The sequence below is a fragment of the Bacillus sp. JK62 genome (assembly GCF_053663455.1).
In genome coordinates this window covers 423,081-441,422 of sequence record NZ_JBSJQA010000001.1, presented here as the reverse complement: position 1 = coordinate 441,422, position 18,342 = coordinate 423,081, and the positions used below count along the sequence as shown (strand labels likewise).

23 protein-coding genes are annotated in these 18,342 nt (G+C 47.0%); 3 read left to right on the top strand and 20 right to left on the bottom strand.

Annotated features, from left to right (window positions below; translation table 11 throughout):
• Positions 1–57 precede the first annotated feature (57 nt).
• The 15 genes from atpA to spoIIR all read right to left on the bottom strand — a co-directional run bounded on the left by atpA (position 58) and on the right by spoIIR (position 11,425).
• A complete protein-coding gene (atpA, locus tag ACWJJ4_RS02160) occupies positions 58–1,566 on the bottom strand; it encodes a F0F1 ATP synthase subunit alpha (RefSeq protein ID WP_003151170.1) in 1,509 nt (502 codons plus the stop codon).
• Between the two features lie 16 nt (positions 1,567–1,582).
• Complete coding sequence (locus tag ACWJJ4_RS02155; RefSeq protein ID WP_146283999.1) at positions 1,583–2,128, bottom strand: F0F1 ATP synthase subunit delta; 546 nt, start codon at positions 2,126–2,128, stop codon at positions 1,583–1,585.
• Positions 2,125–2,637: a F0F1 ATP synthase subunit B gene (gene atpF / locus ACWJJ4_RS02150; RefSeq protein ID WP_003151168.1), complete on the bottom strand. Its 513-nt coding sequence runs from the start codon at positions 2,635–2,637 to the stop codon at positions 2,125–2,127. The genes ACWJJ4_RS02155 and atpF overlap by 4 nt, the downstream gene beginning before the upstream one ends.
• Positions 2,638–2,779: 142 nt before the next feature.
• Entirely contained in the window at positions 2,780–2,992 is a 213-nt protein-coding gene (gene atpE / locus ACWJJ4_RS02145; protein WP_003151167.1) for a F0F1 ATP synthase subunit C, read from the bottom strand.
• A gap of 45 nt (positions 2,993–3,037) precedes the next feature.
• Positions 3,038–3,772 (bottom strand): F0F1 ATP synthase subunit A, encoded by a 735-nt coding sequence (atpB, locus tag ACWJJ4_RS02140; RefSeq protein WP_003151158.1) that lies wholly within the window; start codon positions 3,770–3,772, stop codon positions 3,038–3,040.
• Positions 3,773–3,779: 7 nt separating this feature from the next.
• Positions 3,780–4,163 carry an ATP synthase subunit I gene (atpI, locus tag ACWJJ4_RS02135; RefSeq protein ID WP_003151155.1) on the bottom strand — a complete coding sequence of 128 codons (384 nt, stop codon included), beginning with the start codon at positions 4,161–4,163 and terminating at the stop codon, positions 3,780–3,782.
• Positions 4,164–4,582: 419 nt separating this feature from the next.
• The gene (gene upp, locus ACWJJ4_RS02130) at positions 4,583–5,212 is read right to left on the bottom strand and encodes a uracil phosphoribosyltransferase (protein ID WP_003151154.1); all 630 of its coding nucleotides are present in this window, start codon (positions 5,210–5,212) and stop codon (positions 4,583–4,585) included.
• A 134-nt stretch (positions 5,213–5,346) separates the two neighbouring features.
• Entirely contained in the window at positions 5,347–6,594 is a 1,248-nt protein-coding gene (gene glyA, locus ACWJJ4_RS02125; protein ID WP_102422814.1) for a serine hydroxymethyltransferase, read from the bottom strand.
• A 146-nt stretch (positions 6,595–6,740) separates the two neighbouring features.
• Positions 6,741–7,283: a TIGR01440 family protein gene (locus ACWJJ4_RS02120; RefSeq protein WP_454021392.1), complete on the bottom strand. Its 543-nt coding sequence runs from the start codon at positions 7,281–7,283 to the stop codon at positions 6,741–6,743.
• 13 nt (positions 7,284–7,296) lie between these two features.
• A complete protein-coding gene (gene rpiB, locus ACWJJ4_RS02115) occupies positions 7,297–7,746 on the bottom strand; it encodes a ribose 5-phosphate isomerase B (RefSeq protein WP_003151149.1) in 450 nt (149 codons plus the stop codon).
• A 133-nt stretch (positions 7,747–7,879) separates the two neighbouring features.
• Complete coding sequence (locus ACWJJ4_RS02110; RefSeq protein ID WP_029325731.1) at positions 7,880–8,335, bottom strand: low molecular weight protein arginine phosphatase; 456 nt, start codon at positions 8,333–8,335, stop codon at positions 7,880–7,882.
• Between the two features lie 73 nt (positions 8,336–8,408).
• Positions 8,409–8,966, bottom strand: a complete 558-nt coding sequence (locus ACWJJ4_RS02105; protein WP_039253506.1) for a manganese efflux pump MntP — start codon at positions 8,964–8,966, stop codon at positions 8,409–8,411.
• 67 nt (positions 8,967–9,033) lie between these two features.
• Positions 9,034–10,074: an L-threonylcarbamoyladenylate synthase gene (locus tag ACWJJ4_RS02100; protein WP_070082510.1), complete on the bottom strand. Its 1,041-nt coding sequence runs from the start codon at positions 10,072–10,074 to the stop codon at positions 9,034–9,036.
• A gap of 156 nt (positions 10,075–10,230) precedes the next feature.
• Positions 10,231–10,674, bottom strand: coding sequence for a GNAT family N-acetyltransferase (locus tag ACWJJ4_RS02095; protein WP_003151145.1), 444 nt, complete (start codon positions 10,672–10,674; stop codon positions 10,231–10,233).
• Positions 10,675–10,744: 70 nt separating this feature from the next.
• Positions 10,745–11,425: a stage II sporulation protein R gene (gene spoIIR, locus ACWJJ4_RS02090; protein WP_077722976.1), complete on the bottom strand. Its 681-nt coding sequence runs from the start codon at positions 11,423–11,425 to the stop codon at positions 10,745–10,747.
• 160 nt (positions 11,426–11,585) lie between these two features.
• Here spoIIR and ACWJJ4_RS02085 point away from each other — a divergent pair, with 160 nt between their 5' ends.
• Positions 11,586–11,960, top strand: a complete 375-nt coding sequence (locus tag ACWJJ4_RS02085) for a UPF0715 family protein (RefSeq protein WP_069449065.1) — start codon at positions 11,586–11,588, stop codon at positions 11,958–11,960.
• Here ACWJJ4_RS02085 and ACWJJ4_RS02080 read toward each other — a convergent pair.
• The 3 genes from ACWJJ4_RS02080 to prfA form a co-directional block, all read right to left on the bottom strand.
• Positions 11,947–12,225, bottom strand: coding sequence for a DUF5316 family protein (locus ACWJJ4_RS02080; protein ID WP_069449066.1), 279 nt, complete (start codon positions 12,223–12,225; stop codon positions 11,947–11,949). The two genes, ACWJJ4_RS02085 and ACWJJ4_RS02080, sit on opposite strands and share 14 nt — an antisense overlap.
• Positions 12,226–12,295: 70 nt before the next feature.
• The gene (gene prmC / locus ACWJJ4_RS02075) at positions 12,296–13,156 is read right to left on the bottom strand and encodes a peptide chain release factor N(5)-glutamine methyltransferase (RefSeq protein ID WP_069449067.1); all 861 of its coding nucleotides are present in this window, start codon (positions 13,154–13,156) and stop codon (positions 12,296–12,298) included.
• 1 nt (position 13,157) lies between these two features.
• Positions 13,158–14,228: a peptide chain release factor 1 gene (prfA, locus tag ACWJJ4_RS02070; RefSeq protein ID WP_003151139.1), complete on the bottom strand. Its 1,071-nt coding sequence runs from the start codon at positions 14,226–14,228 to the stop codon at positions 13,158–13,160.
• A 111-nt stretch (positions 14,229–14,339) separates the two neighbouring features.
• Here prfA and gloA2 point away from each other — a divergent pair, with 111 nt between their 5' ends.
• Positions 14,340–14,723: an SMU1112c/YaeR family gloxylase I-like metalloprotein gene (gene gloA2 / locus ACWJJ4_RS02065; protein WP_003151138.1), complete on the top strand. Its 384-nt coding sequence runs from the start codon at positions 14,340–14,342 to the stop codon at positions 14,721–14,723.
• 110 nt (positions 14,724–14,833) lie between these two features.
• On the top strand, positions 14,834–15,397 hold the full coding sequence (gene racA, locus ACWJJ4_RS02060; protein WP_015418422.1) for a chromosome-anchoring protein RacA: 564 nt from the start codon (positions 14,834–14,836) through the stop codon (positions 15,395–15,397).
• Between the two features lie 33 nt (positions 15,398–15,430).
• Here the strand turns inward: racA and ACWJJ4_RS02055 are convergent, their stop codons facing one another.
• Complete coding sequence (locus ACWJJ4_RS02055) at positions 15,431–16,387, bottom strand: AEC family transporter (RefSeq protein WP_003151136.1); 957 nt, start codon at positions 16,385–16,387, stop codon at positions 15,431–15,433.
• A gap of 85 nt (positions 16,388–16,472) precedes the next feature.
• Positions 16,473–18,170, bottom strand: a complete 1,698-nt coding sequence (malS, locus tag ACWJJ4_RS02050) for an oxaloacetate-decarboxylating malate dehydrogenase (protein ID WP_003151135.1) — start codon at positions 18,168–18,170, stop codon at positions 16,473–16,475.
• Positions 18,171–18,342 lie beyond the last annotated feature (172 nt).

Below are 18,342 nucleotides of genomic sequence, written 5' to 3'. Positions count from 1 at the left end.
TCTTCATTTGCGTAAAAAGAGAGAAAAAGAGAACCTTTTTCTCTCATCTTCTAAGGGTTAGTTGCTTGGTGCAAATGTGCGTTTGAAGCCTTCGATTGCAGCTTTGAAGTCTTCATCAGCAGGAAGGTTTCCTGTTTTCGCAATGCCGTCAAGCAGATCTTTATGGTTTTGATCAAGGTACATGTAGTACTCTTCTTCAAAACGTCTGATATCCGCAACCGGAATATCATCAAGATATCCTTTTGTCAGCGCATAAAGAATGGCTACCTGTTTTTCAACCGGAAGCGGCTTATTCAAGTCTTGTTTCAGCACTTCAACTGTACGCGCACCGCGGTTAAGTTTCGCCTGAGTCGCCTGGTCAAGATCAGATCCGAATTGGGCGAATGCTTCAAGTTCACGGTATGAAGCAAGGTCAAGACGCAATGTTCCCGCTACCTTTTTCATCGCTTTGATTTGGGCTGACCCGCCGACACGGGATACGGATAATCCGGCATTGATCGCAGGACGCACGCCTGAGAAGAATAGGTCGGATTGAAGGAAAATCTGTCCGTCAGTAATGGAAATGACGTTTGTCGGGATATAAGCGGAGATATCTCCTGCTTGTGTTTCGACGAACGGCAGCGCCGTAATTGATCCTGCGCCTTTAGCGTCACTCAGCTTGGCTGCGCGCTCAAGCAGACGGGAGTGAAGATAGAATACATCCCCAGGGAATGCTTCACGGCCCGGCGGACGGCGAAGAAGCAATGACAGCTCACGGTAAGCGGCTGCTTGTTTGGATAAATCATCATATACGACGAGAACGTGCTTGCCGTTGTACATGAATTCTTCACCCATTGTCACCCCTGCATACGGTGCAAGGTAAAGAAGCGGAGCCGGCTGTGAAGCGGACGCCGTCACGACAATCGTGTAATCAAGCGCGCCATGCTTACGAAGTGTTTCCACCACGCCGCGCACTGTAGATTCTTTTTGGCCGATCGCTACGTACACACAGATCATGTCTTGATCTTTTTGGTTTAAGATTGTATCAATCGCAACAGATGTTTTACCTGTCTGACGGTCCCCGATAATCAGCTCACGCTGTCCGCGGCCGATCGGAATTAACGCGTCGATCGCTTTGATACCCGTTTGCAGCGGCTCATGTACCGATTTACGGTCCATTACGCCTGGAGCCTGGCTTTCGATCGGACGTGTTTTGCTTGTCAGAATCGGACCCAGTCCGTCTACCGGCTGTCCGAGCGGGTTGACGATACGTCCGATTAATTCTTCACCTACAGGAACTTCCATGATGCGGCCCGTTCTTTTGACCTCATCACCTTCGCGGATATCTCTGTAAGGTCCTAAGATAACGATACCTACGTTGGATTCTTCAAGGTTTTGAGCCATACCCAAAACGCCGTTTGAAAACTCAACAAGTTCACCGGCCATACAATTGTCAAGGCCGTGTACACGCGCAATACCGTCTCCGACTTGGATGACTGTACCTACGTCATGAACTTCAATTTCAGATTGGTAATTTTGAATTTGCTGCTTTATCAGCGTGCTAATCTCTTCAGCTTTGATGCTCACTTAGGTTTCACCCCTTCTATCGATTTCCTCCGGCAAGTTGACGTTCCATGCGCTCAAGCTTTCCGCTTACGCTTCCGTCATAAATCCGGTTTCCAATGCGGACTTTAATGCCGCCTATTAAATCCGTCTGCACTTCATTTCTGATTCTGAGCGAAGCGATTCCGGCTTTTTTTGCAAACACTTGAGACAATGATAACATTTCCGCTTCTGAAAGCGGTTTTACTGAATAAACAACCGCGTCCTCTGTCTGACGGGCCTGATTGGCAAGTTTGATAAACTCGTCTGTGAGATCAGGCACAATCGAAGACCGGCGGCGGTCAATCAGAAGAAAAATCGTATGCAGCACAGACTCAGACAGTGCGCCGAACGATTGCTGAATCAGCTCTTTTTTCTTAGCGGCCGATACCTTCGGATGGCTTAGCACTTCCTGTAATCCGGCTTCGTTCCGGAACACTTCTTTTAGTACGGTAAGCTCTTCTTCGATTTCATTGATTTGAGAGTTCTCAACGGCAATGTCGAAAAGCGCTGACGCGTATCGTTTAGAGACAGCAGATCCACTCATCGGCTTTCTCCTACCTCTTTAAGATAGTCCTGAATCAGTTGTTCCTGGGCTTGTTCATCAAGCTCTTTTTCAATCACTTTCGATGCGATTAAGACAGAAAGTGATGCGACTTGCTCGCGAAGTGCGGAAACCGCTTGTTCTTTTTCTTTGACAATTTCGGTTCTCGCCGCTTCTTTCAATCTTTCAGACTCGGCGCGTGCAGCCTGGATAATATCTTCCTTCTGCTTTTCACCCAGTTTTTTCGCATTTTCAATGAGTGATTGTGATTCCTGTTTCGCTTCTTTTAAAAGAACGCGCTGCTCTTCAATCAGCTTCTGCGCTTCTTTATTTCTTTCTTCAGCGGACGTAATTTCGCCGGCGATATGATCTTCACGCTGTTTCATTATATTTAATAGCGGTCCCAGAGCGAATTTCTTGAGAAGCGCTAATAAAACTAACATAGCTAACAATTGGAATAGGATATCTCCGCCGTTAAACGACAGTCCTAATTCAAGAGGTAATTGAGACATCTACTACGGCAACTCCCTTCTGCAGGTTTTCTCTGCTGATAAAAAGCCGTTTCGGGACGGCCTGCTTATCAGACATAAAGCAATGGCGAAGGTTCTCTTAGAGTGATCTTCGCCATTTTTAGTTCATATAAGGCTTTTTTGCTTAGCCAAAGAACGCTAAGAACGCGATAACGACAGCGATAATCGGAAGGGCCTCAACCAATGCGATACCCATGAACATAAGAGTTCTAAGTTCTTTTCCTGCTTCCGGCTGACGGGCGATTCCCTCTACCGTACGTGAAACGATCAGACCGTTACCAATACCTGCACCAAGTGCACCTAAACCGATTGCAATTGCAGCTGCTATTAAATTCATGAAAAAGTTCCTCCTTTAAAATGTTATCCGAATGGATATATGATTTTAATGATCATGACTGATTTTGTGTGACATGTACACCATCGTCAGCATCGTAAAGATAAATGCCTGGATGGTACCGATGAACAAGCTGAATGCCTGCCATGCAAGCATCGGAATAATGGCTCCGACTGTGCCGACCAAACCGAGAAAGAAACTGTTTGAGTAGAAATTCGTCGCCAGATTCGCAAGCAGGCCAAGAAGAATTTCCCCGGCGAAAATGTTACCGTAAAGACGAAGTCCGAGTGTCAGCGTATTCGCAAACTCCTCAATGATCTTCATCGGGAACATAAGCGGAACCGGTCTGAGGTAATCCTTAGAGTATTCCTTCAAACCTTTCATCTTCACGCCGTAATAGTGCGTTAACGACACAACCATAACGGCTAGAGTCAGAGTAATAGCCGGATCGGCCGTCGGTGATTTCCACCAAAGCTCGTGTCCGACCGTTACAGAAAACGGCAGCCCTAGCATATTTGATACAAATATGTACATCAGCAAGGTTACACCAAGCGCCAAGAAGTTAGCCCCTGTTTTTAAATCCATTGTACTGCCTATAATATTGCGGACAAAATCAACAATCCATTCCATGAAGTTCTGGGCTTTTCCCGGACGGATGGACAGCGTTCTTGTAGTAAGAATCGCAATCAGCAGCACAATCACACTTGCCACAGTAATCATCAGAATGTTTGTCAGATTAAAAGTAAGACCAAACAAATCAATAGTTCTGTAATCGTGATTCAATGGGTTTTCACCTCTCTTCCATTGATGAACGTTTGAGCTGAATAATGGAATCTATCATAATGACGGGATAAATTGTCATTAATCCAATAATCACACTTGCCACACTGACTTTATCGGGATATTTAAAGGCGACAGCCATCGCAAGTATCGCATTGCACCAACGCGCTGCGCTCCCGAGTGATCGTATGGACTTTCCTTTCGCCACGGCCTTGTCAAAAGCATTCATTCTTCTGGTCAAGAGCCACAAATTAAACAAACTGAAAACAGTTCCCAAAAAGAGGCCTAAAAAAACAGTTTTATACGCCGTAAGACCATATCCCAGCAAATAGATTGCTAAGATTACAAATACATATCTCCGTTGTCTGCTGAATGTAAGATTGGGATCGTCCATCAACTATCTGTCTCCTGATGAAAATGTAATATAATTCCTGGATACGGCAAAACATGCGGTTAACCCTTGCAGAAGGCCTTTTTTGTCCGCAAAACGGCCTGTTCGAAAAAACCACTCATCCTCCTGATGCCACGGGATGCTGTTTCATTCGCTTAGATAAATCCTCATATAACGGGTTTTTTTGGAGGATTTAAAATGAGGATGGATACTAGAAATGAAAGGAATGAAAACCTTCTCATAATACCCTCGTTTAGCATACAATAGCCCCTAACATGTGTCAATCTGTTTAAAGTTAAAAAACTTTTTATACCGGAAGCATACACAGAATGTTCACAAATTCACCTATAAATGTATGAACTCTGCCCATTCAGCAAATATCTGGATAAAAAAAGAAAACCCCCTGAATGAGGTTTTCCGATTTATTTGGTTCCGTACAGTCTGTCACCCGCGTCACCGAGGCCCGGAACGATATAGCCTTTTTCATTCAGTTTTTCATCAAGGGCGGCGATATAAATATCAACGTCAGAATGATGTTTCTGCAGCTCTTCCACGCCTTCCGGAGCCGCTACAAGACACATAAAACGAATGTTTCTCGCGCCGCGCTTTTTCAGGCTGTTGATCGCTTCCACCGCAGAGCCTCCCGTAGCAAGCATCGGATCCACGACAATAAATTCGCGTTCTTCTACATCAGAAGGAAGCTTGACATAGTATTCCACCGGTTTTAAGGTTTCCGGATCACGGTATAATCCGACATGTCCCACTTTAGCGGCCGGGATTAATTTCAGCATGCCGTCAACCATTCCGAGACCCGCTCTCAGGATCGGCACGATACCGAGTTTCTTCCCTGAAATCACTTTGGAAGTCGCTGTTTGAACAGGTGTTTTCACTTCCACTTCTTTAAGAGGAAGATCACGTGTAATTTCAAACGCCATCAGTGATGCGACTTCGTCCACAAGGTCTCTGAAATCCTTTGTGCCTGTATTTTCATTCCGAATATATGTCAGCTTATGCTGGATTAAAGGATGATCAAATACGTAAACCTTTCCCATACTGTGTTCAGCTCCTTTTTTGTTGTCCGAGTGACTTTTTCACACTTCTATTGATTCTACAGAAAAAGACAAACAGTTTCAAGAAAATCATAAAAAAACCCGCCGGATTAAGGTTCCGGCGGGTTTCTTCCTTATTAATAGTCCAGTTCTTTATATAAAGGAAACTTTTCAGTCAAGGCAGATACGCGCTTTCTCGCTTCTTCAAGTTTTGCTTCGTCTTCATGATTTTTCAGCGCGAGGCCGATGATGGCGCCGACTTCTTCAAGCGCGTCACCGTCAAAGCCGCGGCTTGTCACAGCTGCCGTACCGAGACGGATTCCGCTTGTGACGAACGGTTTTTCCGGATCGTAAGGGATCGCGTTTTTATTAGATGTAATGCCGATTTCATCAAGAACGTGTTCAGCGACTTTTCCGGTCAGTCCGAGAGAACGGAGGTCGACAAGTACAAGGTGGTTATCCGTTCCGCCTGATACGAGCTGAATGCCCTCTTTGTTCAGAGACTCAGCCAGGCGCTTCGCGTTCGAGATGACGTTTTGCGCATATGTTTTGAAATCATCTTCAAGCACTTCTCCGAAAGAAACGGCTTTGGCCGCGATGACATGCATAAGCGGTCCGCCTTGGATTCCCGGGAAAATGGATTTATCAATCTTTTTGCCAAACTCTTCACGGCAAAGGATCATTCCTCCGCGGGGTCCGCGAAGTGTTTTGTGAGTCGTTGTCGTTACAAAGTCAGCGTAAGGAACCGGATTCGGATGAAGACCGGCTGCGACAAGACCCGCGATATGCGCCATGTCTACCATGAAGTAAGCGCCGACTTCATCAGCGATTTCGCGGAATTTTTTAAAGTCGATCGTGCGGGGGTATGCGCTCGCTCCGGCTACGATGAGTTTCGGCTTATGCGCCAGCGCTTTTTCACGCACATCTTCATAATCTATATATTGCGTGTCTTTATCGACACCGTATTCTACAAAGTTGTATTGAACGCCGCTGAAATTAACCGGGCTTCCGTGTGTTAAGTGGCCGCCGTGGGAGAGGTTCATCCCGAGCACCGTGTCGCCGTGCTCTAAAATCGTGAAGTAAACAGCCATGTTCGCCTGAGCGCCTGAGTGCGGCTGAACGTTTACATGCTCAGCTCCGAAAATCTCTTTCGCGCGGTCGCGGGCGATGTCCTCAACGACATCAACATGCTCACAGCCGCCGTAGTAGCGTTTGCCGGGGTAGCCTTCAGCATATTTGTTTGTTAAAACAGAGCCTTGCGCTTCCATTACCGCTTCCGTCACGAAGTTTTCAGAAGCAATTAATTCGATCTTAGTCTGTTGACGCTTACGCTCATCTTTGATGGCGTTAAACACTTGTTTATCTTGTACAGGTAAATGTTTCATCAGCGAGATCCTCTCCTATCCGTTTCCTGTTCTTTATTTTTACCACCTTATTGTACATGGTTTTTCAGGTGAATGTAACAGCTTATTTAAAAAAATCACAAAATTTAATTAGAAAACACGAACATTATAGAGGGAAAGTATTTTTATCATTCGCATTCATAAACGGCGCGCATTCCGCCTATCAGCTTCGGTCTTGTCCGGGCCATCGTCACATGTGCTTCTCCAAGCTCACGGCTCGATATCCGGACAGGGACGGCAACGGGTTTCAGATGCATGCCGATGAACGTATCACCGATGTCAATCCCGGCGTCAGCCTGAATCGATTCAGCGAGCACTGGAGAACGCATCTGCCGGTATGCATAAGAGGCCATCGCTCCGCCCGCTTTCGGGACGGGGACGGCTGAAACAATGGGGAGCCTGAACCGCTCGGCCGTTTCCGCTTCAATGACAAGCGCCCTGTTTAAATGCTCGCAGCATTGAAAAGCAAGATGCACACCCGTTTTTTCCTTAAACCGGTTAAGTCCGCCGTATATCAATTCAGCCCAATCCCCGCTTCCGGCGGTGCCGATCCGGCTTCCGGCGGCTTCACTTGTACTGCACCCGATCACCAGCAGACTGCCGTCCGTCAGTCCTGCCTGCTCTTGAAACTCAGTCAGCATGTCCGTCCATTTTTGCTTCATCTCTTCCATTGTCCAGCACCTCTTACAGATTTTTTTCTTCGTAATCTGCGATTTTGCCGATCCGCCGTTCGTGGCGGCCGCCCGTAAATTCAGTCGTCAGCCAGACTTTTGCGATTTCGCGCGCCAGCCCCGGGCCGATGACGCGTTCGCCCATCGCAAGAACATTCGTGTCATTGTGTTCACGCGTCGCTTTTGCGCTGAAGGTGTCATGGGCAAGCGCACAGCGTATGCCCTTTACCTTATTTGCGGAGATGCTCATGCCGATGCCTGTGCCGCAAATTAAAATTCCCCTGTCAGCTTCGCCGTTCACCACTTTTTCCGCTACCGGAAAAGCGTAGTCTGAATAATCGACAGAGCCGGCGCCGCATTCACAGCCCATATCAATGTATTCAATCTGCAATTCATCCAAAAGACTTTTTATTTCTTCGCGGATATGGACGCCGCCGTGATCTGACGCAATAGCTACTTTCATTCATTTACCTCCTAGGTGTGGCTGGGCGAAGACAGCCCAGTGTGCTTGTCCTTTTTATTACGAAATCCGTTGATTTCATTCTACTCTTTCACATTCGTTTTGCAAATGACCTGTTTGCAGATTTTCTGACAGATTACTTGCTTTTCCCGTCAAGCAATTGATCAGCCAAAAGGGTCAGCAGCTCCTCCAGTTCGTCCCGCGTCTGTTTATAAACATCAAGCGGACCGCCGAACGGGTCAGAGATATCGCCGCTTTCCCCCGTCACGTATTCTTTAATGGTAAAAACTTTGCCCTGACTGTTTTGATATCGGCCTTCAATCAGCTGTTTATGCTGTTCGGTCATCGCCAGCACCAGATCGGCCGTCTCGATATGTTCTTCCGATAAGGGAGATGAACTGTGATTGAGGGCGATCCGTTTTTCAAACAGCGCTTCTACGGCATGAGCCGACGCTTTTCCGTGCGGAGACGCGAATACGCCGGCCGAGCTTACGCTGACATCCAGCCCTTTCGTTTCTGCTATGGATTTAAAAAGAGCCTCAGCCATGGGACTGCGGCACGTATTGCCTGTACAAACAAAGATTATTTTCATGTCCGTCACCTCTTACTGCCTATTATAAATGAAGAAAAAAGAAACGGCATCTTCGTTTCTTTTTTTACGTATCTTATATCGGTAAAAGCAGTTTCAGCCCGAATCCGATCAAAATGGCTCCGCCAAGCGCTTCGCTGTAGGAGCCGAGCCACGACTGCACCTTTCTTCCCGCCAAAAGGCCCGCCCATGTTAAAACGGTGCTGAAGACCCCGAACAGCGTAACGGCCAGAAACGGATTGGAGCCGTTCATCCCGAGACTGAGCCCGACAGAAAAGCTGTCCAGACTGACACCGACCGCAAACAGCAACAGTCCCGAGCCTGCCGGAGATATGAGCGGCCCGTCCGATTGTTTAAACGCGGCGATCATCATCTGCACTCCTAAAATGAAAAGAAGAGATCCGCCGATGTAAACGGCGAGCATCCCCAGAAAACCGGACAGCAGATGCCCGGCCGCCATTCCCGCCAGCGGCATCATGACATGAAACAGCCCGATGACAACCCCTATATGAAAAATCTGTTTTTTCTTCAGCTGAATCATCCCCATTCCGAGCCCGACGGAAAAGGCATCCGTCCCCAAAGCAAATGCCATGATGCTTAAGGAGACAAGTTCCCCGATGAATAGATTCGACATGAATAAAAACCCCCTTGGACGTGCCCGCTTGTTTAGCTTATGCATGTCCGATAAGGGGTAGAACAAGTTAATGGATAACGGTGCCGCCTGCGGCTTTCATCAGCCTGTTCATAACGGCGAGCCCCACTCCGGTATCCGGAAAGGACTCAGAAATAATCATATCCACTTCCGCTTCATCAAAGCTGCGGAGCGCATCGTATAAGGCGGACGCCACTGTTTCAAGGTCGGCGCGTCTGCCGCAGACCTTGATATAATCAGCCTGGTAACTATCGGCGTTCTCTTCTGTTGTCAAAATGCCGATTCGTTTTCCCCGGCTTTTATATGCGTCTGCCAGTTCTTGAATTCTCCGGGCGCCGCCGTCGGCAATAGCCATCGGCGCAGAAGGCGCGTAATGTGTATATTTCATACCGGGAGAAATAGGAACCTCATCTTCTTCGGTCAGCCCTTTATCCACAAGAACCGGACCGGCGGCGGATTCAATCTGCTCTTTTGTCACGCCTCCCGGACGAAGCAGCACGGGCTGTTTCCCCGTACAGGACAGAACGGTTGATTCCACTCCGATTCCCGTCGCGCCGCCGTCCACAATACCCGCAATGCGGCCGTTTAAATCATGAGCGACATGCTCGGCCTTCGTCGGGCTCGGTTTTCCTGATAAATTGGCGCTCGGCGCGGCGATCGGCAGTCCGGCCGAGCTGATGAGGGCTAATGCTGCCGGATGATCAGGCATTCTGACCGCTACCGTCTCAAGTCCCGCGGTGACACGGGGTGACAGCGCACCGGGCTTACACGGCAGGACAAGGGTCAGCGCCCCCGGCCAGAATAGCTCCATAAGCTTTTTCGCCGTCTCAGGAATATGGCTGATAAAACGATCAAGCTGGCTGATATGGGATATATGCACAATCAGCGGGTTATCGCTCGGCCTTCCTTTCGCCTCATATATTTTCGTTACGGCTTCCGTATTTTCAGCGTTAGCGCCCAGTCCGTAAACGGTTTCTGTCGGAAAAGCCACAACCTCATTCTGCCGGAGCAATTCCGCGGCTTGTGTAATTTGGGGATCGGTTGTGGATAATTCTGCGGAACAATCCACAAACCATCTTCTTGTTTTCATGTATAACCAAACTCCTTATTTTAAAGCGGTAAAACTTTATTTTCTCTCGTGTATTCCTTTTGAAAGTATAAAAGATGTCCTTTAATAAAACAAGTGTTATCCACAAACTGTGGACAACACTTTTTAATAAGTGGATAACCTTGTGTATAAGTTAGATCAGGCAGAGGTTTTCACCATTAAAAACGAACCTTCTGTGCATAACGAGTTGCGGAAATGTTCGGACGTATACAGTTCATCAGGCGCATCGGCGCACGCTTCAAATCCCATCACATTCAGAAACTCAGCAGATGAGGGCTGATTGGCGACTAAGTAGACATCTTGAATCTCATGTTTTTTGCACAGCACATCCATACTTTGAAACAGTGTAACGATATGGCTTTGATTCAGCCTGTCCGACATGACGAGTGAACGGAGAAGCCCTTTTCCGCCGCTGAATTTTTCGATCCCGAGACAGGCGGCAATCTTTTTTTCGCTGTCTTCCAGCACGATAAACCGGCTGATCTGCTGATCGATTTCCGCATGTGCCGTATCAGACTTTTTCAAAAAGGCCTCCAGCGCCTCCGTATCTTGATCTCTTGCCACTCTCAGCTGATAAAACATATATTTCCCTCCGTTTCGATCAACTCTTTCTTCCAATCTATGAATCGAATCCGGATTTATGCCTTTTGCTTCAGGAAAATAGATCTGAAATCCAATCGACGAGGAAAAACTTCACTTCGGTATCATCGTCATCTTTATTTTCTTTCTTCGCTTTATCAGCCTTTGCTTTTACGTCATCCAGCACTTTTTCTGTCTGTTTCTGCGTTTCTTCCTGCTTCTGTCCGCCGTCTTCCTGATCTTTCACCGCTTCGCCGTTTGAGAAATCAAGGAAGCACAGCGGCGGAAACAAGACGCACCACCAGTTGGCGCCCTCGCCATTGCCGAGTGTAATTAAAATGGCTTCATATTTTCCGGCCGGATAGACCATATTGCCGTACAGCTTTGTCGGAAACGAAATTTTATTGAATTGAACTGAAACGGATTGATGCGCACCCTTTTCTTTCATCGTTTGTTTGGCGATTTCTTTAATTTCAGGAAGCTTCGAACGAATGAGCCGCCGCGCTTCTTCAATGGAAGTGATATCTTTCACCCAGTCCGTGATTTGCTCGTTTACAGCATCTCTGATCTGGCGCTTGAGCTTTTGATCCTCATCGTTATCACTGTTGGCCAAAATCCTGAGCCGGATCGCTTCATCCGGTATGACGACGGGCTCATCGGCTGATGCCCGCGCCGTTTCTTCTTTTGTCAAACCCGCAAGCGCTCCTGATAATAAAAGAAAAATATATATGCAGATCATCATTGTCTGTTTCATCGGTCCCCACCGTTCCTCTCCGTGCTTTTTTTATCTAGTCCCATTATGGACATGACGGAAAAGGTTTAAACCGGCGGGAAGAAAAAAATCTAGCAAGCTGATAATCTGCATTGACAGATTCAAAATATGGTACGATATTATTTTGATAGGAGGTTTTCAGATGAAATATAATTACACCGTGCTGCTGTCGGCGGCATGTATGTCTGTCATTTATTCTATTTTGTATGTTCATCAATTCATTATCGCGGCTTTCATTTCGATGGCGTTTTATTTTTTGTTTCCTTATTTGATTTTTGCGCTGCCGCTTCAATACTTTCTGAATAAAAAGCCGAAGAGATTTCATCCGCTGTATTTTCTTTATTATTTAGGGGTGTCGTTCATTGCAAACGGGATCATCTTCGGTCTTTTGCAGCCGTCAGGCCAATCTCTGTTTTCTAATTCAGCCTTTTATATCTTTGCGGTTTTAACAGCCGTCGTCTATTGGGTGTGGGATTCCGTATTGCTGCAAAGACAAAATTCGGCTACAGAAGCGTAATCAGCAGACAGCCGGCTGAAGGGAGAGCGGCGCAAAAGAAAACGGCGGCCATCTTTAAACGGGCGTGCCGTCCTTCTTCTGTTTCAGAATGATAATTGGCCCGCTGCTCCGCTCCGCTTACGGCCAGCCCGGAAACGATGACCGCTGCGACGATAAGAACAGCCGTAACGGCGCCGAAAATGATGTCAAAGCCAAACGGCAGGACAAATCCAGCCGCATAAGCTGCGGCGGCGAGTATACATCCGAAGGCGAACGCTTTTTTCAAGGCGGATGCCCCTTTCATTTTCTTTCCATTGTAACAAAAGCCCGCCGTGTGCGTCACCGGCGGGCTTTTTTCATGATGTGATGACCGCGGATACGGTTCTGTCTTTTCCGTTGATGTCCTGTACGACTTCCACTTCCGCATTCGGAAAGGAATGACGGAACAGGTCTTTCACGGCTTTTCCCTGATTATATCCGATTTCAAAGACGACAAGCGCTTTATCTTTCATGACAAGAGGCAGCTCCTCCATAAACCGCTTGTAGAATTTCAAACCGTCACCGCCGTCCGTAAGTGCATGAAGCGGCTCATGGAAACGGACGATATCCGACAAATCCGCCATTTCTTCTTCAGAAATATACGGCGGATTGGAAACAATAATATCCGCTTTTTTTCCTGATGAAATAAAAGGAGTTAACAGATCTCCCTGCAAAAAGCACACGTCCGCTCCGAGGTTTTGCGCATTTCTTTCCGCCACCTGCAGCGCTTCTTTTGAAATATCCGAAGCCGATACTGAAAAATGTCTGCATTCAAGCGCGAGCGTCACCGCAATAGCTCCGCTCCCCGTACCGATATCAATGACGTTCAGTCGTTCCGCCCCGGAAAATACCCGCTTCTGTCTGTCCAGCAGATGAAAGACGACTTCTTCCGTTTCCGGACGCGGAATGAGAACATCGTCATTCACAAAAAATTCCCTGCCGTAAAACTGTTCTTTCCCGATAATATATTGAATCGGAACGCCTTCTTTATGCATTTCCACATGCCGTCTGAATCGGTAAAGCTCGTCCTCGCCGACGGGCTCCTGCAGACTTGCGAGAAGCTTGCTCCGATCCATTCCGATATCATTTAACAGCAGCAGCTCGGCCGCGTTTTTTTCTCTTCCCGCTTCGGTTAAATAAGAAGAAGCCCAGCTTAGGGCTTCAAAAACGGTCTTCATCTTAATTTTCCGCCTGCTGGAGCTTGCTTGACTGGTCTTCTACGATTAACGCTTCAACCACTTCATCAAGCTTGCCTTCCAGGATTTGATCCAGCTTTTGAATCGTCAGGCCGATGCGGTGATCCGTCACACGGTTTTGCGGGAAATTGTATGTGCGGATACGCTCGGAACGGTCGCCTGATCCGACGGCTGATTTACGGGTCTGATCATATTCAGCCTGAGCTTCCTGCTGGAATTTGTCATAGATTCTGGCGCGGAGCACCTTCATCGCTTTTTCTTTATTTTTAATCTGAGATTTTTCATCCTGACAGGATACGACGACACCGGTCGGTAAATGCGTCAGGCGTACGGCCGACATCGTCGTGTTTACGCTTTGTCCGCCCGGTCCGCTTGATGCGAATGTATCGACGCGGATGTCTTTTTCGTGGATGTCCACTTCTACTTCTTCCGCTTCAGGAAGACACGCCACCGTCGCCGTGGATGTATGAATACGGCCGCCTGATTCCGTTTCCGGAACACGCTGTACGCGGTGCGCGCCATTTTCATACTTCAGCTTGGAGTATGCGCCTTTTCCCGTAATCATAAAGATGATTTCTTTGTAACCGCCCGTTCCGGTCACGTTTGCTTCCATGACTTCAGTCTTCCAGCCTTGGATCTCGGCGTAACGGGAGTACATTCTGTAGAGATTTCCCGCAAACAGCGCAGCTTCTTCTCCTCCCGCTGCTCCCCGGATCTCCATAATTACGTTTTTGTCATCGTTCGGGTCTTTCGGGATGAGGAGCACTTTCAAACGCTCTGATAAGGTTTCCGTCTCTCCCTGCAGTTCGGAGATTTCTTCCTTCACCATTTCTCTCATATCGGCATCAAGCTTTTCCTCAAGCATCGCTTTCGCATCGGCAAGCTGTTCTGATGCGTCTCTGTATTGTCTATAGACTTCAACGGTTTCTTGTATATCAGATTGCTCTTTCGAATATTCTCTAAGCTTTTTCGGATCGTTGACCACTTCCGGATCACTTAAAAGCTCATTTAATTTTTCGTATCGTTGTTCAATTGACTGTAAACGGTCTAACACGGTCTTCACCTCTGTTTTCCTGTGCGTAACATTCTCATTATAGTATAGGGCTTATCGCCAGTCAAAAGCAATTCGCCTCTGTTATACTGAAGCAAAAAAGGAGGGGCGGATATGCTGAAATCCATCCACCATATAGCAATCATATGCTCTGATTATGAAAAGTCGAAAGCTTTTTACACCGAGATACTCGGTTTCGGCATTATAAAAGAAACATATCGAAAGGAACGGGAATCTTATAAACTCGATCTGGCGCTGGACGGCGCGTATGCGATTGAATTGTTTTCCTTTCCCGATCCGCCCGAACGGCCGACCAGACCGGAAGCCGCGGGTCTCCGGCATCTCGCCTTCACCGTAAACGATCTTGAAGCAGCCGTCAGGGAGTTAAAAGAAAAGGGCGTCGGCACAGAACCGATCAGAACCGATCCGCTGACGGGGAAACGGTTTACCTTTTTCTTCGATCCCGACAAGCTTCCGCTTGAATTGTATGAAGCGTAACGTTTTTTGAAGAAATGCCGCTTTCTTTGGCGAATTCCTTCTTGTTTTGTCTAACATGAAGGGAACGCCGCCTCATGGTCGAATACCTAGCAAAAAGGAGGTATGTGATCATGAATACAAACATGGCCGCGAAAGAGCTCGGTGTCTCCGCAAAAACGGTGCAAAGGTGGGTCAAGCAGCTGAATCTTCCGGCTGAACGGAATGAGCTCGGACATTATTCCTTTACACCTGAGGATCTTGATGTGCTGAAATCGGTCAAACGGCAAATTTCTGAAGGCACTGCCCTTCTGGACGTTCAAGTGCCCCGGCAGCCGAAAAAACGGACAGGCTTTATTTTGCAGCGTCCGAAAATCAATGGCGGCGCTGAACAAAGGTTGGCAGAGCTGGAGCGCAAACTGGACATTCTCACGAAAGAGAAACAAGGTGAGAACCATCTGCTTTCAAGGATAGAGGAGCTGGAACGCCAGCTGAAACAAAAAGCGGATGAAGGGGTGTCTTATCAGCTTCTTCAGCACAGACGGGAAATTGACGACCTCAATACCGAATTGCAGACATTGGCCTCCCGCATCCAGGAACTTGCCCAGACAGCTCCCCTCTCAGAAACAGCCGCTTCTTCAGAACATAAGAAACCCAGAAAAAAAACGAGATTTTCGCCTTTTAAATTTCAATTCTAATCAAAAAAGCTCCCTGAAACAGGGAGCTTTTCATTATGCAGTCAGCGCAATGATGATCGGCAGTGAGATGAGAGATAAAATCGCACTGATCACGAACGCGGACGCAGTTTCTTCCTCTTGTTTTTCGAAACGTGTGGCAATCATTGCCGCTACCGCAGATCCAGGGAATGCAACGAGCAATACCGCTTTAGTGATCTGGTCAGCCGGAAGTCCGACTGCAAGAGCGATCAAGTACATCAGCGCAGGCTGAACGGCAACTTTTAACAAAGCGATACCGAAAGCCGGCAGACTGAGCTTGATGTTGCGGATACCGACAGTTACACCGACGGCAAAGAGTGCAACACCTGATGTTGTGCTTCCGAGCTGATCAAGCATTTTTTCACCCAAGCCAGGGAGTGTTACACCGCAGAGTACCAGGATGATACTGATAAGCGGTGCAGCCGCAAGCGGTTCGGAAAGACCGTGAAGAATAGACTTACCAGTCATTTTCCAGAAGTTCTCGTTTTCGCTGTCTTGTTTCTTAGATGACTCACCGACTGTAGCGATAATGATCGCAAGCGGGTCAAGGATGGCGTTAACCACGATACCCGTAACCGCGATAGGAATCGCTACTTCGTTTGCTCCGAATAAGCTTCCGAGTACCGGAATACCCATAAATGCAAATGTCGGCTGTGCAGAGTTTAAAGAAAATACAGATGAATTCGTTAAATCATACTTGAAGATAAATTTGCAAACCAACAGAATGACGATAAAGAATCCGACAATCCCAATGATCAAAGCGATCATCAAAGGAACCTGTGATAAAAACGCACTTCTTGAAGTGGTTAAAATACTTGCGATAAAATGCGCCGGAAGCGCGTACTTCGTAACTAAGGTGCTTACCCCTTTTGCTGACTTCGCGTCATAACTTCCGAAGCGACCTGCGAACCATCCCAGCACGATCACGAAAAAGATCGGCGCCAGGAGGATTAAAATATCTAAGAAGCTCAAAATATTCTCCTCCAAATCCTTAATGTCCGTATACTTTAGCCTTTACATAAAAGCTTTCCCTCGGACTGTAAAATTAATCGTAAAATTATTTAGCGATAACTTGTTTATATTGCGGTTTCCACATTGCATCAAGAACGGCTTGTTCTACATTCTCAGGAATGCGGTTTGCCACGCCTTCTTTAATGGCAGTTTCCGCTACGGCGATCGCAACTTTAATTGAAACTTCTTGTAAGTCGCTCATGCTCGGCAGAAGGCCTGCACCCGGTGTTTCAAAATCAACGCTTTCTGCGATTGCGTCAGCAGTTGCCGCAAACATTGCAGGAGTAATCACTTTCGCTTCTACAACGATTGAACCGAGACCAAGTCCAGGGAACGCGAACGCGTTGTTAGATTGTCCGATTTCATGAGAAACGCCATTGTACTCTACATTGTCAAACGGGCTTCCTGTCGCCACAAGCACTTTGCCGTCAGTCCATTTGAAAAGATCGCTAGGAACGGCTTCAGCAAGCGGTGTCGGGTTAGACATCGGCATGATGACCGGACGCTCAACGTGTTTTGCCATTTCTTTGACGATTTCTTCACTGAACGCGCCGCTTTGGCCTGATGTACCGATTAAGATTGTCGGTTTCGCTTGACGGATCACTTCAATGAAAGGAATTTGTCCGTTTTCATCGCGTTTCCAATCTTTAATTTCTTCAGCTGTGCGCAGGTACGGCTCTTGGAAATCAAGAATGTTTTCCATACCTTCAATTAACAAGCCTCTGTAGTCCATTGTGTAGAACGCTTTGTTGGCTTCTTCTTCAGAAAGACCGGCAAGCACCATAGTGTCGCGGATTTGGTCAGCGATTCCGATTCCGGCAGATCCCGCACCGAAGACAACCACACGCTGGTCTTTAATAGACGCGCCTGTTTTCTTCATAGCCGCAAGCACACCTGCAAGCGTAATTGCGCCTGTTCCTTGAATGTCATCGTTGAAGGTAAGAATTTCATGGTTGTATTTCTTCATGATATTGCGCGCGTTTTTGTTTCCAAGGTCTTCCCAGTGAAGAAGAGCTTTAGGGAAATATTTAAGCGCAGCTTTTACATAAGCGTCAATGAAAGCTTCATAACGTTCGCCTTGGATACGTTCATGACGGTTACCGATGTATAAAGGATCGTTCAGAAGTTTTTCATTGTTCGTACCGACGTCAAGAACGACAGGAATAACACGGCTTGGGTCAATACCGGCAGCCGCTGTGTATACGGCTAATTTACCGATGGCGATGTTGATACCGCCTACACCCCAGTCACCGATTCCGAGGATGCTTTCTGAGTCTGTCGCAACGATCAGATCAATATCTCCGGCAGTGGCATGAAGGTTTTCAAATGCCTCTTCGATTCCTTCTACATTGTCGATAGAAAGGTAAATCCCTTGAGGTCTTCTGTACTCATGGCTGTATTCTTGAATCGCTTCACCGACAGTCGGTGTGTAAACAACCGGCAGCATTTCACGAAGATGGTTTTGAAGCAATTTAAAGAAAAGAACTTCGTTACGGTTTTGCAAATCATTCAAATACACGTTTTGGCGAAGGCGGTCCGGCTGAGCTTGAAACTGCTCGTATGCGCGTTTTGCCTGCTCATCAAGAGACAGAATGGTCGGAGGAAGCAGCCCGTCTAATCCAAGGCTTTTTCTTTCTTCTGCTGAAAACGCAACACCTTTATTTAAAGTAGGGATAGATAGAACTTCTTTTCCTCTTAAAGTAGTTTCTAAGTTGCCTTCCTTCGTTACTTTAATATTATTCAAGAAAATCTCCTTCTTTCTTCAAATAGTTAACAAAGTTAAGTAATTACCCATTTTGGCTAGTGTGATCGCGATCTGCTATATCTTTTTTTGACAATTATTCGAACAATGTCTCATAACTATTTACATTACTTAGTCATTTTATGCCTGTAAAAATGAAAATTCAAGAGATGAA

What these genes read in the sequence shown, in the direction of transcription:
- ACWJJ4_RS02155 (WP_146283999.1), bottom strand. Translation starts at nt 2,128, where the DNA reads ATGAGTGGATCTGCTGTCTCTAAACGATACGCGTCAGCGCTTTTCGAC.
- racA (WP_015418422.1), top strand. Translation starts at nt 14,834, where the DNA reads ATGAATACAAACATGGCCGCGAAAGAGCTCGGTGTCTCCGCAAAAACG.
- atpF (WP_003151168.1), bottom strand. Translation starts at nt 2,637, where the DNA reads ATGTCTCAATTACCTCTTGAATTAGGACTGTCGTTTAACGGCGGAGAT.
- atpE (WP_003151167.1), bottom strand. Translation starts at nt 2,992, where the DNA reads ATGAATTTAATAGCAGCTGCAATTGCAATCGGTTTAGGTGCACTTGGT.
- atpI (WP_003151155.1), bottom strand. Translation starts at nt 4,163, where the DNA reads ATGGACGATCCCAATCTTACATTCAGCAGACAACGGAGATATGTATTT.
- prmC (WP_069449067.1), bottom strand. Translation starts at nt 13,156, where the DNA reads ATGAAGACCGTTTTTGAAGCCCTAAGCTGGGCTTCTTCTTATTTAACC.
- rpiB (WP_003151149.1), bottom strand. Translation starts at nt 7,746, where the DNA reads ATGAAAGTAGCTATTGCGTCAGATCACGGCGGCGTCCATATCCGCGAA.
- upp (WP_003151154.1), bottom strand. Translation starts at nt 5,212, where the DNA reads ATGGGAAAGGTTTACGTATTTGATCATCCTTTAATCCAGCATAAGCTG.
- ACWJJ4_RS02105 (WP_039253506.1), bottom strand. Translation starts at nt 8,966, where the DNA reads ATGTCGAATCTATTCATCGGGGAACTTGTCTCCTTAAGCATCATGGCA.
- ACWJJ4_RS02120 (WP_454021392.1), bottom strand. Translation starts at nt 7,283, where the DNA reads ATGGAAGAGATGAAGCAAAAATGGACGGACATGCTGACTGAGTTTCAA.
- ACWJJ4_RS02085 (WP_069449065.1), top strand. Translation starts at nt 11,586, where the DNA reads ATGAAATATAATTACACCGTGCTGCTGTCGGCGGCATGTATGTCTGTC.
- glyA (WP_102422814.1), bottom strand. Translation starts at nt 6,594, where the DNA reads ATGAAACATTTACCTGTACAAGATAAACAAGTGTTTAACGCCATCAAA.
- gloA2 (WP_003151138.1), top strand. Translation starts at nt 14,340, where the DNA reads ATGCTGAAATCCATCCACCATATAGCAATCATATGCTCTGATTATGAA.
- ACWJJ4_RS02095 (WP_003151145.1), bottom strand. Translation starts at nt 10,674, where the DNA reads ATGTTTTATCAGCTGAGAGTGGCAAGAGATCAAGATACGGAGGCGCTG.
- ACWJJ4_RS02110 (WP_029325731.1), bottom strand. Translation starts at nt 8,335, where the DNA reads ATGAAAATAATCTTTGTTTGTACAGGCAATACGTGCCGCAGTCCCATG.
- spoIIR (WP_077722976.1), bottom strand. Translation starts at nt 11,425, where the DNA reads ATGAAACAGACAATGATGATCTGCATATATATTTTTCTTTTATTATCA.
- ACWJJ4_RS02100 (WP_070082510.1), bottom strand. Translation starts at nt 10,074, where the DNA reads ATGAAAACAAGAAGATGGTTTGTGGATTGTTCCGCAGAATTATCCACA.